The 15,344-nt window shown below is 56.3% G+C and carries 16 protein-coding genes; 9 read left to right on the top strand and 7 right to left on the bottom strand.

Going from position 1 to position 15,344, the window contains the following annotated elements:
- Positions 1–120 precede the first annotated feature (120 nt).
- Genes flhA through hypA form a run of 6 tightly spaced genes read right to left on the bottom strand, consistent with a single transcriptional unit; the run spans position 121 to position 5,863 of the window.
- Positions 121–2,193 (bottom strand): formate hydrogenlyase transcriptional activator FlhA, encoded by a 2,073-nt coding sequence (flhA, locus tag I6L74_RS03605; RefSeq protein ID WP_059177690.1) that lies wholly within the window; start codon positions 2,191–2,193, stop codon positions 121–123.
- A gap of 57 nt (positions 2,194–2,250) precedes the next feature.
- Positions 2,251–3,261, bottom strand: coding sequence for a hydrogenase expression/formation protein HypE (gene hypE, locus I6L74_RS03600; protein WP_059177691.1), 1,011 nt, complete (start codon positions 3,259–3,261; stop codon positions 2,251–2,253).
- Positions 3,258–4,379, bottom strand: a complete 1,122-nt coding sequence (gene hypD, locus I6L74_RS03595) for a hydrogenase formation protein HypD (protein ID WP_059177692.1) — start codon at positions 4,377–4,379, stop codon at positions 3,258–3,260. Before hypD ends, hypE begins: the two co-directional genes overlap by 4 nt.
- Positions 4,380–4,382: 3 nt before the next feature.
- Entirely contained in the window at positions 4,383–4,655 is a 273-nt protein-coding gene (locus tag I6L74_RS03590) for a HypC/HybG/HupF family hydrogenase formation chaperone (protein WP_059177693.1), read from the bottom strand.
- Positions 4,646–5,509: a hydrogenase nickel incorporation protein HypB gene (gene hypB, locus I6L74_RS03585; protein ID WP_059177694.1), complete on the bottom strand. Its 864-nt coding sequence runs from the start codon at positions 5,507–5,509 to the stop codon at positions 4,646–4,648. Before hypB ends, I6L74_RS03590 begins: the two co-directional genes overlap by 10 nt.
- 3 nt (positions 5,510–5,512) lie before the next feature.
- Positions 5,513–5,863 carry a hydrogenase maturation nickel metallochaperone HypA gene (gene hypA, locus I6L74_RS03580; RefSeq protein ID WP_059177695.1) on the bottom strand — a complete coding sequence of 117 codons (351 nt, stop codon included), beginning with the start codon at positions 5,861–5,863 and terminating at the stop codon, positions 5,513–5,515.
- A gap of 209 nt (positions 5,864–6,072) precedes the next feature.
- Here hypA and hycA point away from each other — a divergent pair, with 209 nt between their 5' ends.
- The 9 genes from hycA (at position 6,073) to hycI (ending at position 13,855) form a co-directional block, all read left to right on the top strand.
- A complete protein-coding gene (gene hycA / locus I6L74_RS03575) occupies positions 6,073–6,528 on the top strand; it encodes a formate hydrogenlyase regulator HycA (protein WP_059177696.1) in 456 nt (151 codons plus the stop codon).
- A 69-nt stretch (positions 6,529–6,597) separates the two neighbouring features.
- Positions 6,598–7,206 (top strand): 4Fe-4S dicluster domain-containing protein, encoded by a 609-nt coding sequence (locus I6L74_RS03570; protein ID WP_059177697.1) that lies wholly within the window; start codon positions 6,598–6,600, stop codon positions 7,204–7,206.
- On the top strand, positions 7,203–9,029 hold the full coding sequence (gene hycC / locus I6L74_RS03565; RefSeq protein ID WP_059177698.1) for a formate hydrogenlyase subunit 3: 1,827 nt from the start codon (positions 7,203–7,205) through the stop codon (positions 9,027–9,029). Before I6L74_RS03570 ends, hycC begins: the two co-directional genes overlap by 4 nt.
- A 1-nt stretch (position 9,030) precedes the next feature.
- On the top strand, positions 9,031–9,954 hold the full coding sequence (locus I6L74_RS03560) for a respiratory chain complex I subunit 1 family protein (protein WP_059177699.1): 924 nt from the start codon (positions 9,031–9,033) through the stop codon (positions 9,952–9,954).
- A 17-nt stretch (positions 9,955–9,971) separates the two neighbouring features.
- Positions 9,972–11,681, top strand: coding sequence for a hydrogenase large subunit (locus tag I6L74_RS03555; RefSeq protein ID WP_059177700.1), 1,710 nt, complete (start codon positions 9,972–9,974; stop codon positions 11,679–11,681).
- Between the two features lie 9 nt (positions 11,682–11,690).
- Complete coding sequence (locus I6L74_RS03550; RefSeq protein ID WP_059177701.1) at positions 11,691–12,233, top strand: formate hydrogenlyase complex iron-sulfur subunit; 543 nt, start codon at positions 11,691–11,693, stop codon at positions 12,231–12,233.
- Positions 12,233–13,000 (top strand): NADH-quinone oxidoreductase subunit B family protein, encoded by a 768-nt coding sequence (locus tag I6L74_RS03545; RefSeq protein WP_059177702.1) that lies wholly within the window; start codon positions 12,233–12,235, stop codon positions 12,998–13,000. Before I6L74_RS03550 ends, I6L74_RS03545 begins: the two co-directional genes overlap by 1 nt.
- On the top strand, positions 12,997–13,407 hold the full coding sequence (locus tag I6L74_RS03540) for a formate hydrogenlyase maturation HycH family protein (protein WP_059177703.1): 411 nt from the start codon (positions 12,997–12,999) through the stop codon (positions 13,405–13,407). Before I6L74_RS03545 ends, I6L74_RS03540 begins: the two co-directional genes overlap by 4 nt.
- The gene (gene hycI, locus I6L74_RS03535) at positions 13,400–13,855 is read left to right on the top strand and encodes a hydrogenase maturation peptidase HycI (protein ID WP_059177704.1); all 456 of its coding nucleotides are present in this window, start codon (positions 13,400–13,402) and stop codon (positions 13,853–13,855) included. The genes I6L74_RS03540 and hycI overlap by 8 nt, the downstream gene beginning before the upstream one ends.
- 53 nt (positions 13,856–13,908) lie before the next feature.
- Here hycI and I6L74_RS03530 read toward each other — a convergent pair whose 3' ends face one another.
- Positions 13,909–15,333 (bottom strand): 6-phospho-beta-glucosidase, encoded by a 1,425-nt coding sequence (locus I6L74_RS03530; protein WP_059178035.1) that lies wholly within the window; start codon positions 15,331–15,333, stop codon positions 13,909–13,911.
- Between the last annotated feature and the right edge of the window lie 11 nt (positions 15,334–15,344).

Here is a 15,344-nt window from a genome sequence, read left to right as displayed (position 1 = left end):
GGGATTTATACAATTTAAAATATATTGTGTCAATAACTGATAATAACGTGTTGTTATTAATTGAGAATTATGATGGCTGGAGAAATAAGTGCCGTGCGTAACACGGCATTGAGAGTGGGGTTAAACCAATAAATCTTTATCGATGCCCAAACGTTTCATTCGCGAAAGCAATGTTGTGCGCTTTAAGCCGAGACGGTGCGCTGCGCCTTTTGGCCCGGCGACGACACCGTTGGTCTCTCTCAAAATACGAACAATCAGCTGGTACTCGTCCTCACCGTCCTGCGCAATTTCCCTTGCGGGCAACGGCGGCTCTGAGATCATGACTTCCGGAAGCGACAGCTGAAGCACGTTGCCGCGCGTTAACAGCACGGCACGTTCAATCACATTTTCCAGTTCACGAACGTTGCCCGGCCACTCCATTGTGGAAAGCATGCGCAGCGTTTCCGCTGGAATGCTGTCGATATTCCGTCCCATCCGGCGAGCAATTTTGGCGGTGAAGGCTTTTACCAGCAGCGGAATATCATCCGGGCGCTCGCGTAGCGGCGGTAAGCAAATTGGGAACACGTTAAGACGGTAATAAAGGTCGTTACGAAATTCGCGGTCGGCGACCATTTTTTTCAGATCGCGATTGGTCGCGGCAATCAACCGGACATTGGTCTGAATGAGTTTGTTACTTCCCAGACGTTCAAACTCTTGTTCTTGTAACACTCGCAGCAGTTTTGGCTGCAATTCCAGCGGCATATCACCCACTTCATCCAGGAACAGCGAGCTTTTATCCGCCAGTTCAAAGCGGCCAATACGCTGGGTGCTGGCGCCGGTAAACGCGCCGCGCTCGTGACCAAAAAGATCGCTTTCAAGCAATCCTGCGGGCATTGCCGCGCAGTTCATCTTCACCATCCGTCGGCTGTTTCGATTGCTGAGATTATGAATAGCTCGGGCGATCAGCTCTTTGCCGGTGCCCGTCTCGCCAAGGATTAATACCGTGCTGTCGCTTTGCGCCACCATCTCAACTTGCTTCAGGACGCTGTACATGGCATCACTGCGGCCAATGATTTCACCGAATTCGCTGTCGACATTGTTCAACTGCTCGGTCAGCGCGAGGTTTTCGTCCACCAGCCGCTCTTTCAGACGATGAATTTCCTGGTACGCCAGCGCGTTGTCGAGCGCAATAGCAATGCGCTCTGCGATTTGGCGCAGCAGCTTAAGATTGGTGGTGGTAAAGGCTTGTTCTTCGCATTGCGCCAGTTTTAGCACGCCGAGCATGGTATTGCCGGACATCAGCGGCAGCAGGCACAGCGTCTGGATCTGATTGCCCCAGCACTGGAATAGCATCCGTTCGTAAGGTGCCAGCTCATCGCGTTCGCTCAGATTCAGCAGCAGCATCTCTTTGCTTTTAAATACCCGTTCGGAGAGCGTTCCCGATTCATCCACTTCGCTTTGCTCGTGCGCGGGATTAGTTTCATCAAGATAATGAGTGGAGTGGATCGTCAGCTTGCCCTTGCGATGGCCGCGCAACACGATGCTTATCGCGTCGATTTTAAAATAGTGGTGGATCTCTTTGGCGACTTCACTCACCAGTTCGTCCATGTCCAGCCTGGACAGTACCGCATTGGTGATGGCGACGAGAATACGGAAGTTATCGCGTTCGCGGCTCAACAGATCGTAATCGACGTTATCGGTGACGCGGCTGTGGATCTGCTCGGCCACCACGCTGACAATCTGCGTGAACGTATGCAGACGCTCATATTCCGCCTCGCTCCACGGCTGATCCGTATTGCGGATAAATTCGCAGCCACCAAAAATGCGTCCCTCAGCGGTGAGCGGCAGCAGGCAGTAATGGCCAAAAGGTGAATACAAATTGCTCTGCGCAAGCAGCGGCCAGGCCTGCTGGAATTCATCGAAGTTGCAGTGCAGGGCGTCCGGGCGCGACAAAATACGGCGAACCGGACCGTTCGCCAGCACGGTTTCGTCTTCATATTCGACAGACTTCCCCTTATCGCGCGTCGCAAAGTAGCTGGCACGACGGCTTGCGCTGTGCCACAGCACGATAGCGGCACTGTCTGCCAGCGCAGACTGCTGCACCAGACGCGTCAGGGCTTCGCTGAGCGAACCCAGATCGGGCTGCTGTAACAGTGTGCGCGTAATATCGAACAGCCCTTGCTGTCCAAGATCGCTCATCGGTGTATACGACATATTGCTTCCAAAGAAACGGGCAAAAAAATAAGAGTGCTGACCACGTTTAGCGCAGTTCTAGCAAATTCGGGGTAACGGTTCCGCGTGCGGTAAATCCAGCGTGCGTTTAATGCCGTAAAGTCCGGTCAGGCGCACCCCTTTGCGCTCAACCACTTCACCGATCACGGCGGCATCCTGACCAAGTGGATGATCGCGCAGCTGCGCCAGCACGGCTTCTGCCGCAGAACGCTCGACGCCGATTAACAATTTGCCTTCGTTGGCAAAGTTTAGCGGATCAAGGCCAAGAAGTTCGCACAGGCCGCGTACGGCGGGTTTGACCGGCAGATGTTGCTCTGTCAGCTCAATGCCGCAGCCGCTGCTGGCGGCAAATTCATGGGCAACCGCATTGACTCCCCCGCGCGTCGCATCGCGCAGGGCTTTGACCCCTGGGAGGTGACGGAGCGTCTGGATAAGCGGCGTCAGCACGGCGCAGTCGCTGCGTAATTCCCCGCCCAGGCCCAGACCTTCACGCAGGTTTAAAATCGTCGCGCCATGACAGCCCAGCGTACCGCTCACGATTAACACATCACCGACCGCCAGCCGTTGTGCGCCCCAGTGAACGTCCGTGGGGATTGCGCCCAGCCCTGCAGTATTAATAAACAGTTTATCCGCCGCGCCGCGCTGCACGACTTTAGTATCACCGGTGACAATAGCGATACCCGCTTCGCGTGCGGTGCGCGCCATGCTCTGGACGACGGCGTTTAGCGTGTCCATCGCCAGCCCCTCTTCAAGAATAAAACCGCACGAAAGATAGCGAGGGGTAGCGCCGCTGACGGCCACGTCATTGGCGGTGCCGCACACCGCCAGCTTGCCGATATCACCACCCGGAAAGAACAGCGGATCAATCACGTAACTGTCGGTGGAGAACGCCAGCCTGTCGCCCTGCGCGGTCAGTGTCGACAGGGCAATGCGCGCCTGATCTTCCTGCTCCGCCAGCCATGGGTTGGCAAAGGCTTCCAGAAACAGTTGGCTGATGAGTTTTTGCATCGCCTGGCCGCCGCTGCCGTGCGCCATTTCAACCGTGTTCATGCTTCACACTCCTGATTGCGATACTGATACCATGCGGCGCAGGCGCCTTCGGAAGAGACCATGAGCGCGCCAAATGCGGTTTGCGGATTGCAGGTGTTGCCAAATAGCGGGCACTGATGCGGTTTGCATTTACCGGTCAGCACGGCGCCGCAGCGGGCCCGTGGATCGTCACAAACCTGCTGTGGCTGCGGGCGAAAATGCGCTTCGGCGTCGAATGCGCGATACGCGGGGGTTAACTGCACGCCAGACGCCGCAATCAATCCCAAACCGCGCCATTCGCTGTCACCTTCAACGGCAAAAACCTCGGCGATGGCTTTTTGCGCCAGCGGATTTCCCGCATCGGGCACGACGCGGCGATACTGATTTACGACCACGCTCAGGGCTGCTATTTTCTGCTCAACCAGCATGTTGACGCCTTGCAGTAGATCAAGTGGTTCGAAACCAGCGACCACTAATGGCCGATGATAGTCCGCTGCAATAAAACCGTACGCCTCTGTGCCAATCACCATACTGACATGGCCGGGTGCTAAAAAAGCATCAATTCCGTTATCCGGTTCTTCCAGCAGGCTGCGCAACGTAGGGATCAGCGTGATGTGCTGGCAAAAAAAGAAGAAGTTATCGAGACCTTGCGCTTTTGCCTGTTGCAAAGTAATCGCCGTGGCGGGCATGGTGGTTTCAAATCCCAGGCCGAAAAACACCACTTTGCGCGTTGGATTTTCCGCCGCTAGCTTCAGCGCATCCACAGGAGAATAGACAATTCGCACATCCGCACCGCGCGCTCTGGCCTGTAACAGTGAACCGTTTTTGCCCGGCACGCGCATTGCATCGCCAAAAGTGCAGAAAATCACGCCCGGCTGACTGGCGATTTCGATGCAGTTATCGATACGGCCCATCGGCAGCACGCACACTGGACAGCCCGGACCGTGGATAAACTCGATGTTCTCCGGCAGCAACTGGTCAAGGCCAAACTTGAAGATGGCATGCGTGTGTCCGCCGCACACTTCCATAATCCGCAGCGGACGCTGCGCGGTGTACTCGAGTAATGTTGCCCGAATCTTAAGGTGAGCGATAAGCCGCATCACCTGTTCTGGCGCACGATATTCATCAACGTAGCGCATCGGCTATCGCTCCTCGCCATATAGCAGCGCGCCGACGTCGGGCTCGACGTCGAACATATTTTGCAGCGCCGCCAGGGTGTCGCGGGCTTCGTCCTCGTCAATCACGCTCATCGCAAAACCCACGTGGACCAGCACCCACTGGCCAAGACGCGATGCGCCAGTTTCATCCACGCACCCGACCAGCGTGAGATCAACGTCGCGGAGCACGCCGCAGACTTCTACTTTCGCCTGATTGCCATCGATGGAATGAATTTGTCCCGGAACGCCTATGCACATCGTTCGTTCTCCAGCCATGCAAGCCAGCTTTCCATGCCGTCGCCGCGCGTGGCGGAAACCAGCAGGATCTGAATATCCGGGTTCACCTCGCGCGCGTAGGCCAGGCATTTATCGACATCAAAATTCAGATACGGCAGCAGGTCGATTTTATTGAGCAACATGAGCGAGGCAGCGGCAAACATATGCGGATATTTCAGCGGCTTGTCTTCCCCTTCGGTCACGGACAGCACCGCGACTTTGTGGCGTTCGCCCAGATCAAAGCTCGCCGGACAGACCAGATTGCCAACGTTTTCGATAAACAGAATGCCCTTGTCCGCCAGCGGCAGACGCGGCGCGGCGTCGGCGATCATTTGTGCATCCAGATGGCAGCCTTTACCGGTATTCACCTGAATGGCCGGGGTGCCGGTTTCGCGGATACGCGCGGCGTCATTCACGGTTTGCTGATCGCCTTCGATAACGGCGCACGAGACGCTGCCGTTCAGGCGTTTGAGCGTTTCGGTTAGCAGAGTGGTTTTGCCCGAACCGGGGCTGGAAACCAGGTTCAGGACCAGCTGTTGACGCGCGGCAAAGCGCGCGCGATTGCGCGCAGCCAGCTGATTATTCTTGTCCAGCACGTTGATTTCGACTTCCAACATTTTGCGCTGGCTCATGCCTGGCGCATGCGTTCCCGCTTCGCCGTGGCCGTAATGCAGATCGCCTGCATCCGACGGCTTCGGTGCGAACCGAATGCCGGTTAACGCCGCTGTGGCACGCGGTGCAGGGGAGAAAGGTGCGGAGCGAAACGCGGAATGGGGGCGATGCTCATCGCCTTCGATATACAGGTTGCCTTCGGCGCAACCGCAGGTACTACACATGATTTACTCCTGGTCTATTTCGAGGCGCTGGATCTGCAAACCGTCGTCGGCCACGATGCGCAGCCCAACGTTCTGGCACTGCGGGCAGAGGCGCACTTTAGAGGACAACAGCGTGACGTACTGCTGGCAGTGTTCGCACCAGCATTCGGCCTGCTGTTCTTCTATATGCAGCTGGCAGCCTTCTGCCAGCGTGTCGCGGCACACCAGCTCAAAGCAAAAGGTGAGGGCGCTGGTTTCGACGCAGGAAAACGCCCCCACTTTCAGCCACACGCCCGTCACGCGTTTCGCGTGATGCGCTTTTGCCTGCTGTTCGATTAACTCCAGCGCTCGCTGGCAGAGGGTGATTTCGTGCATGACGCCTCCTCAATGATTTGCCCCATTAATGCAATAAAGATGCCAGCTTAATTTTGATTAGGGTGTGACGATGACACTGCTGACGAAATGACACGTCGACAGGCTGTCGTTGACAGATTGATTCGGATTAAATTCTATAAATTTCAACATGATAAAAATTGGCACAAAATCTGCTTAACAGCCGTATCTCCATTAACCGGATACCTGAGATGACTATTTGGGAAATTAGCGAAAAGGCGGATTACATCGCGCAGCGCCATCAATCACTGCAGGAACAATGGCAGCATTACTGTAATTCGCTGGTCCAGGGGATCACCCTGTCAAAAGCGCGTCTGCATCACGCCATGAGCTGTGCGGCACAAGAGGATTTGTGCTTTGTGCTGTTCGGCCACTTCATGATTTACGTCACCCTGGCGGATAACTTTAACAGCCACACCATTCAGTACTTCGTCGAGACGAAAGAGGGCGAAAGAGAGCTGATTGCGCAGGCGCAGTTGATGGCTGACGGGATGGTTGACGGTCACGTCAGCAACCGCGATCGCCAGCAGGTGCTTGAACACTATCTGGAAAAAATCGCACCTGTTTACAACAACCTCTATTCCGCGGTTGAGCACGATTTACCGGTGGATTTAAAAGCGTTGGTGAGCGAGCCGCGCACCGTCTGATGTTACGTGTCGAGACGTGTCGATATGGCACTTTTTCGTCAAAAATGACTATGTCCTGAGGACTCCCCGGTGAACCGTTTTGTAATAGCTGACTCGACGGTCTGCATTGGCTGTCACACCTGTGAAGCGGCGTGTTCAGAAACACACCGTCTGCACGGGTTACAGTCGATGCCACGTTTAAAAGTCATGCGAAATGAGAAAGAGTCTGCACCGCAGCTCTGCCATCATTGTGAAGATGCCCCCTGTGCGGGAGTCTGTCCCGTCAACGCCATCACCCGCGTTGAGGGGGCTGTGCAATTAAATGAAAGCCTGTGCGTGAGCTGCAAATTGTGCGGAATCGCCTGTCCATTTGGTGCCATTGAATTTTCCGGCAGCCGTCCGCTGCACATTCCCGCAAATGCAAATTCGCCAAAAGCGCCACCTGCGCCACCGGCTCCGGCGCGCGTCAGTACGCTGCTGGATTGGGTGCCGGGCGTGCGTGCCGTGGCGGTGAAATGCGATTTTTGTAGCTTTGACGAACAAGGCCCCGCCTGTGTTCGCACCTGTCCGACAAAGGCGCTGATTTTAGTGAATATTCGTGATATTGCGCGCAGCAGCAAACGTAAACGCGAGCTGACCGTGAATACCGATTTCGGCGATCTGTCGCTGTTCCAGACGCAAAATGAGGGGGCGAAATGAACGCTGTCGATTTGATTATCAGCGCTGTAGCGTGCCTGGCGGCGACGGCCGTTCTGTCACTCCTCTGCTCATTTTACAAGCCGCTGAGCGGCTGGGTCGCCGGGCTAGGCGGCGCAGTGGGGAGCGTGATGACGCTGGCTGCGGGCTTTGTCGTGTTGACGCGCGGACTGAATGCTGCGGCGGTGATGCCTTTTATTCACCACAGCATTGCCATTACGCCGCTCAACGCCATCTGGCTGCTGACCTTTGGCTTGTGCGGCCTGTTTATCAGCCTGTTTAACATCGACTGGCATCGTCATGCGCAGACCAAACCGAACGGGTTGTTGGTTAATTTGCTGTTGGCTACCGCCATTTGTGCCGTGGTTGCCAGCAATCTGGCGGCGCTGGTGGTGATGGCGGAAATCATGGCGCTTTGCGGGGTGTTTCTCACCGGCTGTATGCCGTCGGGCAAGCTGTGGTTTGTGCTGGGACGTCTCGGAACGCTGCTGCTGGCGCTGGCGTGCTGGTTGACGTGGCAACGTTACGGCACGCTGGATCTGGTGTTGATCAATGAACGCACACCGATGCTGCCACTGGGCGCTGACATCTGGCTGCTGGGGATGGTGGGCTTTGGTTTGCTGGCCGGGATTATTCCGCTACACGGCTGGGCTCCGCAGGCACATGCTAACGCTTCTGCACCTGCCGCGACCCTGTTTTCAACCGTGGTGATGAAAGTCGGTCTGTTCGGCATGTTGACGTTGACGCTGGTGGGTGGACAACCGCCGCTGTGGTGGGGCGTGGCGCTGCTCCTGGTCGGAATGCTCACTGCTTTCGTAGGCGGACTGTATGCCCTGATGGAACACAATATCCAGCGTCTGCTGGCGTACCACACGCTCGAAAATATCGGCATTATTTTACTGGGCTTTGGCGCAGGTGTTACCGGACTCGCATTGAACCAACCGGCCCTGATTGCGGCTGGTTTTATCGGCGGGCTATATCACCTCATCAACCACAGCCTGTTTAAAAGCACCCTGTTTCTGGGAGCGGGCAGCGTCTGGTTCCGCACCGGGCATCGCGATATCGAGAAGCTCGGCGGGATCGGTAAAAAAATGCCGTTTATCTCACTTGCCATGCTGGTCGGGCTGATGGCGATGGCCGCACTGCCGCCGCTCAACGGCTTTGCTGGCGAATGGGTTATCTACCAGTCCTTTTTTGCGCTCGGTCAGAGCGACGTGTTTATTGCACGCCTTCTTGGACCGATGCTGGCGGTGGGTTTAGCCATTACGGGTGCGCTGGCGGTGATGTGTATGGCAAAAGTGTATGGCGTGACATTCCTTGGCGCGCCGCGAACCCGTGAAGCTAAACAGGCATTTAGCGCCCCTTTCCTGATGACGATGAGCGTAGTTCTGCTGGCGATGTGTTGTATTGCGGGTGGCGTCGCGGCGCCATGGCTGCTGCCACTGCTGGGAACGGCTGTTCCGCTGCCGCTGACGACGGCGCACACCACCGTTTCTCAACCGATGATTGCGCTGCTGCTGATTGCCGCGCCGCTGCTGCCGTTCGTGCTGATGCTGTTCTTCAAACGCGATCGCCTGCCTGCCCGTTCGCGCGGCGCGGCGTGGGCCTGCGGATATGAACACGAACAATCCATGGTGATCACCGCCCACGGTTTTGCGATGCCGGTAAAAGAAAACTTTTCTGCCGTGCTGAAACTGCGAGAGAAGTTCAATCCGGTGGGCTGGATCCCCGGCTGGCAGAGTACTGCCGCGCCTGGTTTTTTCCGTCGTCTTGCCGTGATCGAGCTGGCCGTTCTGGTGGTGATTGTGATTTCACGAGGAGCCTGACATGAGTTTGTTACTGGCATTATTTCAGGCGCTGGTGTTGTTTGCCGTCGCGCCACTGCTCTCCGGCGTGACCCGTGTGGCGCGTGCGCGGATGCATAACCGTCGTGGTCCTGGCGTGCTGCAAGAATATCGCGACCTGTTCAAGCTGATGGGGCGTCAAAGCATTGCGCCCGATGCGGCGGGTTGGGTGTTTCGTCTGACGCCGTTTGTCATGGTCGGCGTGATGCTGACGATTGCCACCGCGCTGCCGGTGGTGACGGTGTGGTCACCGCTGCCTGTTTTGGGCGATCTGATCACCCTGATTTACCTCTTTGCTATCGCGCGCTTTTTCTTTGCCATTGCGGGTCTGGATACCGGCAGTCCGTTCACCGGCATCGGGGCCAGCCGCGAGGCGATGCTGGGCGTATTAGTGGAGCCGATCCTGCTGCTGGGATTGTGGGTCGCCGCGCAGGTTGCGGGATCTACCCATATCAGCTTTATCACCGATACCGTCTATCACTGGCCCGTTGCGCGCAGCATCCCGCTGATTCTGGCGCTGTGCGCCTGCGCGTTTGCCACCTTTATCGAGATGGGCAAACTGCCGTTCGACCTTGCAGAAGCGGAGCAAGAGCTGCAGGAAGGCCCGCTGACTGAATACAGCGGCTACGGCTTTGCGGTGCTGAAGTGGGGCATCAGCCTTAAACAGCTGGTTGTGTTGCAGATGTTTGTCGGCGTCTTTTTCCCGTGGGGGCAAATGATCCACTTTTCCGTCGGTGGTCTGGTGCTGGCCGTGGTGATTGCCGCGCTCAAGCTGATGGCCGGCGTCCTCATTATCGCCCTGTTTGAAAACAGCATGGCGCGACTGCGGTTTGTTGCCACCTCACGCATCACCTGGGCTGGTTTTGGTTTTGCATTTTTAGCATTCGTCTCCTTGCTGGTGGCGTGATTACAGAGAGTCAGAGCATGTCAGAAGAAAAAATAGGTCAAAACTATCTCGCCGCGCTGCATCAGGCCTTCCCCGGCGTGGTGCTGGAAGAGTCCTGGCAGACGAAAGATCAGATAACCGTCACCATTAAGGTGAACTATCTGCCAGAAGTGGTGGAGTTTCTTTATTACCAGCAGGGTGGCTGGCTGTCGGTGCTGTTCGGTAACGATGAGCGTCAGCTGTGCGGTAATTACGCGGTGTATTACGTGATGTCGATGGAGCAGGGCGTGAAGTGCTGGCTCACCGTTCGCGTCGAAGTGGATCCGAATAAACCGGAATACCCGTCCGTCACGCCGCGCGTGCCCGCGGCCGTCTGGGGCGAGCGCGAAGTGCGCGATATGTACGGTCTGGTGCCTGTTGGCCTGCCGGATGAGCGCCGTCTGGTCTTGCCTGACGACTGGCCGGACGAACTCTATCCGCTGCGTAAAGACAGCATGGATTATCGTCAGCGCCCTGCGCCAACGACCGACAGCGAAACCTACGAATTCATCAACGAGCTGGGCAGCAAAAAAAATAACGTGGTGCCGATTGGCCCGTTGCACGTCACCTCCGATGAGCCAGGCCATTTCCGCCTGTTCGTCGATGGCGAAAACATTATCGATGCCGATTACCGTCTGTTCTATGTTCACCGTGGCATGGAGAAACTGGCGGAAACCCGCATGGGCTATAACGAAGTCACCTTCCTGTCTGACCGTGTGTGCGGCATTTGCGGCTTTGCCCACAGCACCGCCTACACCACGTCGGTAGAAAACGGCATGGGAATTGTGGTGCCGGAACGTGCGCAGATGATCCGCGCCATTTTGCTGGAAGTGGAACGTCTGCATTCGCACCTGCTCAACCTGGGACTGGCCTGCCACTTTGTAGGTTTTGACTCCGGGTTTATGCAGTTTTTCCGCGTGCGTGAAGCCTCCATGAAAATGGCGGAAATCCTCACCGGAGCGCGTAAAACCTACGGTTTGAATCTGATCGGCGGGATTCGTCGCGATCTGCTGAAAGATGACATGATCCAGACCCGCTTGCTGGCGCAGCAAATGCGCCGCGACGTGCAGGAGCTGGTCGATATGCTGCTCAGTACGCCAAACATCGAACAACGTACCGTGGGCATTGGTCGCCTTGATCCGCAAATTGCCCGCGATTTCAGCAACGTCGGCCCGATGGTTCGCGCCAGTGGTCACGCCCGCGATACCCGCACCGATCACCCGTTTGTCGGGTATGGCCTGCTGCCCATGACGATTCACACCGAACAGGGTTGCGACGTAATTTCGCGTTTGAAAGTGCGTATCAACGAGGTGTTCACCGCGCTGAATATGATCGATTTTGGTCTGGATAACCTGCCGGGCGGTCCGCTGATGGTCGAGGGCTTTACCTATATTCCTAACCGCTTTGCGCTTGGCTTTGCCGAAGCGCCGCGTGGGGATGATATCCACTGGAGCATGACTGGCGACAATCAAAAACTCTATCGCTGGCGCTGTCGTGCGGCGACCTACGCCAACTGGCCGACGCTGCGCTACATGCTGCGCGGCAACACCGTCTCTGATGCGCCGCTGATCATTGGCAGCCTGGATCCGTGCTACTCCTGCACCGACCGCATGACGGTGGTCGATGTGCGTAAAAAGAAAAGCAAAGTGGTGGCGTACAAAGAGCTTGAGCGTTACAGCATCGAGCGTAAAAACTCGCCGCTGAAATAAGGACTCGTGATGTTTACCTTTATCAAAAAAGTGGTCAAAACCGGCACGGTTACCAGCAGTTATCCGCTGGAGCCGATTCCGGTCGATAAAAACTTTCGCGGCAAACCTGAACACAATCCGCAGCAGTGCATCGGCTGCGCCGCCTGCGTGAACGCCTGTCCGTCGAATGCGCTGACGGTTGAAACGGATCTGGCAACCAAAGAGCTGGCCTGGCAGTTCAACCTTGGGCGCTGCATTTTTTGCGGTCGCTGCGAAGAGGTTTGCCCAACGGCGGCGATTAAGCTGTCGCAAGAGTACGAACTGGCGGTATGGAAAAAAGAGGATTTTCTCCAGCAGTCGCGCTTTGCCCTGTGCAACTGCCGGGTGTGCAGTCGTCCTTTTGCCGTGCAAAAAGAGATCGACTACGCGATTGCGCTGCTGAAACACAACGGTGACGTCCGCGCAGAACATCACCGCGAAAGCTTTGAAACCTGCCCGGACTGCAAACGCCAAAAATGCCTGTTGCCGTCCGACCGCATCGATTTAACTCGCCATATGAAAGAGGCCAGCTGATGAGCCATTTACTCGGCCCGCGCGATGATAATGGCATTCCAGTGCCGATGACGGTGGACGAATCCATCGCCAATATGAAGGCGTCGCTGCTGAAAAAAATCAAACGCTCTGCCTACGTTTATCGCGTCGACTGCGGCGGCTGCAACGGCTGCGAGATTGAAATCTTCGCCACGCTGTCACCGCTTTTTGATGCCGAACGTTTTGGTATTAAGGTCGTGCCCTCTCCGCGTCACGCCGATATTTTGCTGTTTACCGGCGCGATGACCCGCGCGATGCGCTCACCTGCGCTGCGGGCATGGCAGTCTGCACCCGATCCGAAAATTTGTATTTCTTACGGCGCCTGCGGTAACAGCGGGGGGATTTTCCACGATCTGTACTGCGTGTGGGGCGGCACCGACAAAATCGTACCGGTCGATGTCTATATTCCTGGCTGTCCCCCGACGCCAGCGGCCACGCTGTACGGTTTCGCCATGGCGCTGGGTCTGCTGGAGCAGAAAATCCACGCTCGCGAGCCGGGTGAAATCGACAGTCAACCCGCGACGATCCTGCATCCGGACATGGTGCAGCCGCTGCGCGTTAAAGTCGATCGCACTGCGCGCAGGCTAGCGGGATATCGCTATGGTCGCCAGATTGCCGACGATTATCTGCGCCTGCTGAGCCAGGGCGAACATCAGGTGGCGCGCTGGCTGGAGGCAGAAAACGATCCGCGACTGAATGAGATCGTTGCCAACTTAAATCAGGTCGTCGATGAGGCGCGTATCCGATGAGTGAAAGGGTGGTGTTCAGTCAGCTGAGCCGTAAGTTTATTGACGAAAACGATGCCACGCCGGATGCGGCGCAGCAGGTGGTTTATTACAGCCTGGCGATTGGTCACCACCTTGGGGTGATCGACTGCCTCGAAGCGGCGTTAAGTTGCCCGTGGCAAGAATATCTGGCGTGGATTGGCACGCTGGAAGCGGGGAGCACCGCGCGGCGCAAGATGGAGGGCGTGCCGAAATATGGCGAAATCGTTATCGACAGTAACCACATCGCGATGCTGGCGAACGCGTTTGATGCGGCACTCGCAATACAATCGCCCGAGCAGCAGGCGTGGAGCAAAACCGTGCTCAGCATGCTGCACGATATTCATCAGGAGAGCGCCATCTACCTGATGGTGAGGAGAATACGTGACTGACGTTTTACTGTGTGTCGGCAATAGCCTGATGGGTGATGACGGCGCAGGTCCGCTGCTGGCGGAAATGTGCGCTGTGCATCCGCAAGGAAACTGGGTGGTGATTGATGGCGGCAGTGCGCCCGAAAACGACGTCGTCGCCATTCGCGAATTGCGCCCGGACCGGGTGCTGATTGTGGATGCCACTGATATGGGGCTGAATCCCGGCGAAATCCGTCTGGTCGATCCCGACGATATCGCCGAGATGTTTATGATGACCACCCACAATATGCCGCTCAATTATCTGGTCGATCAGATTAAAGACGATGTGGTTGAGGTGCTATTTTTAGGCATTCAGCCCGATATTGTCGGTTTTTATTATCCGATGACGCCGCCCATCAAAGAGGCAGTAGACGTGGTTTACTCTCGTCTTGCGCAGTGGGAAGGGGACGGGGGATTCGCTCAGCTGTGAGTTGTTGCCCTCGCCCTTACCCTCTCCCACAGAGAGAGGGTGAGGGCATCAGGCTAATCCAGATCCGCGCCGTTACTCGCTATCACCTTTTTGTACCACCAGAACGATTTCTTCCGAATGCGATCCAATGAACCGTTGCCCGCGTCGTCACGATCCACGTAAACAAACCCGTAGCGCTTGCTCATTTCACCCGTCGATGCCGCCACCAAATCAATACAACCCCATGAGGTGTAGCCGATAAGCGGTACGCCATCTTCGATCGCATCGCCCATTGCACGGATGTGTTCGCGCAGGTAGCTGATGCGGTAGTCGTCGTTGATCTCGCCGTTGGCGTCAAACTCGTCTTTTGCGCCCAGGCCATTTTCGACCAGGAACAGCGGTTTCTGATAGCGGTCGTACATCATGTTCATGGTGATGCGCAGGCCCAGCGGGTCGATGCCCCAGCCCCACGCGCTCACTTCGATGTGCGGATTACGCAGCGATTTAACGATGTTTGCCGCGCTGGTGTTGTTGGCATTCATGTCTGCGGAGGCACAGCGAGAGGCGTAATAGCTGAACGACACAAAATCGACGGTGTTTTTCAGCAGCGCATCATCGCCAGGGTCTTTAACTATCGTCACCCCTTTTTCGCGAAATACGCGGGCAGAGTAGGACGGATAGCGCCCGCGCGCCTGCACGTCGATAAAGAACAGATTTTCGCGGTCTTTCTCCAGCGCCATCCACACGTCTTCCGGCTTGCAGGAGTAAGGATAGAAATTACCGCCCGCCAGCATACATCCGACCTGGTTTTGCGGGTTCACTTCATGGGCGATTTTGGTCGCCAGCGCACTTGCGACCAGTTCATGGTGCGCGGCCTGGTATTTCACCTGATCTTCGTTTTCACACTCTTCAAACACCAGCCCGGCACCGGAGAACGGGCTGTGGAGCATGATGTTGATTTCGTTGAAGGTGAGCCAGTATTTCACCAGACCGTTAAACTCTTCAAAACAGGTACGGGCATAACGGGCGAAGAAATCGACCATTTTACGGTTACGCCATGAGCCATATTCAGTGACCAGATGCATCGGCACGTCAAAGTGGCACAGCGTCACCAGCGGTTCGATGTTGTACTTTTTGCACTCTTCAAAAACCGCACGATAAAAGGCGATACCTTCCTGATTGGGCAGCGGCTCGTCGCCGTTCGGATAGAGGCGGCTCCAGGCAATCGACGTGCGGAAAACGGTAAACCCCATCTCTGCCATCAGGGCGATGTCTTCTTTGTAGCGATGGTAAAAATCAATCGCCTCGTGGCTCGGATAAAATTCGTCCTCGCGCAGCGCAAAACGTTTTTCCTTACCGACCTTCACCGCCAGGCGACTGGCACCGTGGGGGATCATATCGACCGTGGTCAGCCCTTTCCCGCCCTCGCGGTACGCGCCTTCACTCTGGTTGGCGGCCAGTGCGCCGCCCCATAGAAATCCTTGTGGAAAAACAGACATTTTTACCTCGC

Origin of the sequence: Lelliottia amnigena, from assembly GCF_019047465.1 — a bacterium.
GTDB classification, from domain to species: domain Bacteria; phylum Pseudomonadota; class Gammaproteobacteria; order Enterobacterales; family Enterobacteriaceae; genus Enterobacter; species Enterobacter amnigenus.
The sequence above is the reverse complement of the archived record's forward strand: the minus strand, read 5'-3'. Positions and strand labels throughout refer to the sequence as shown.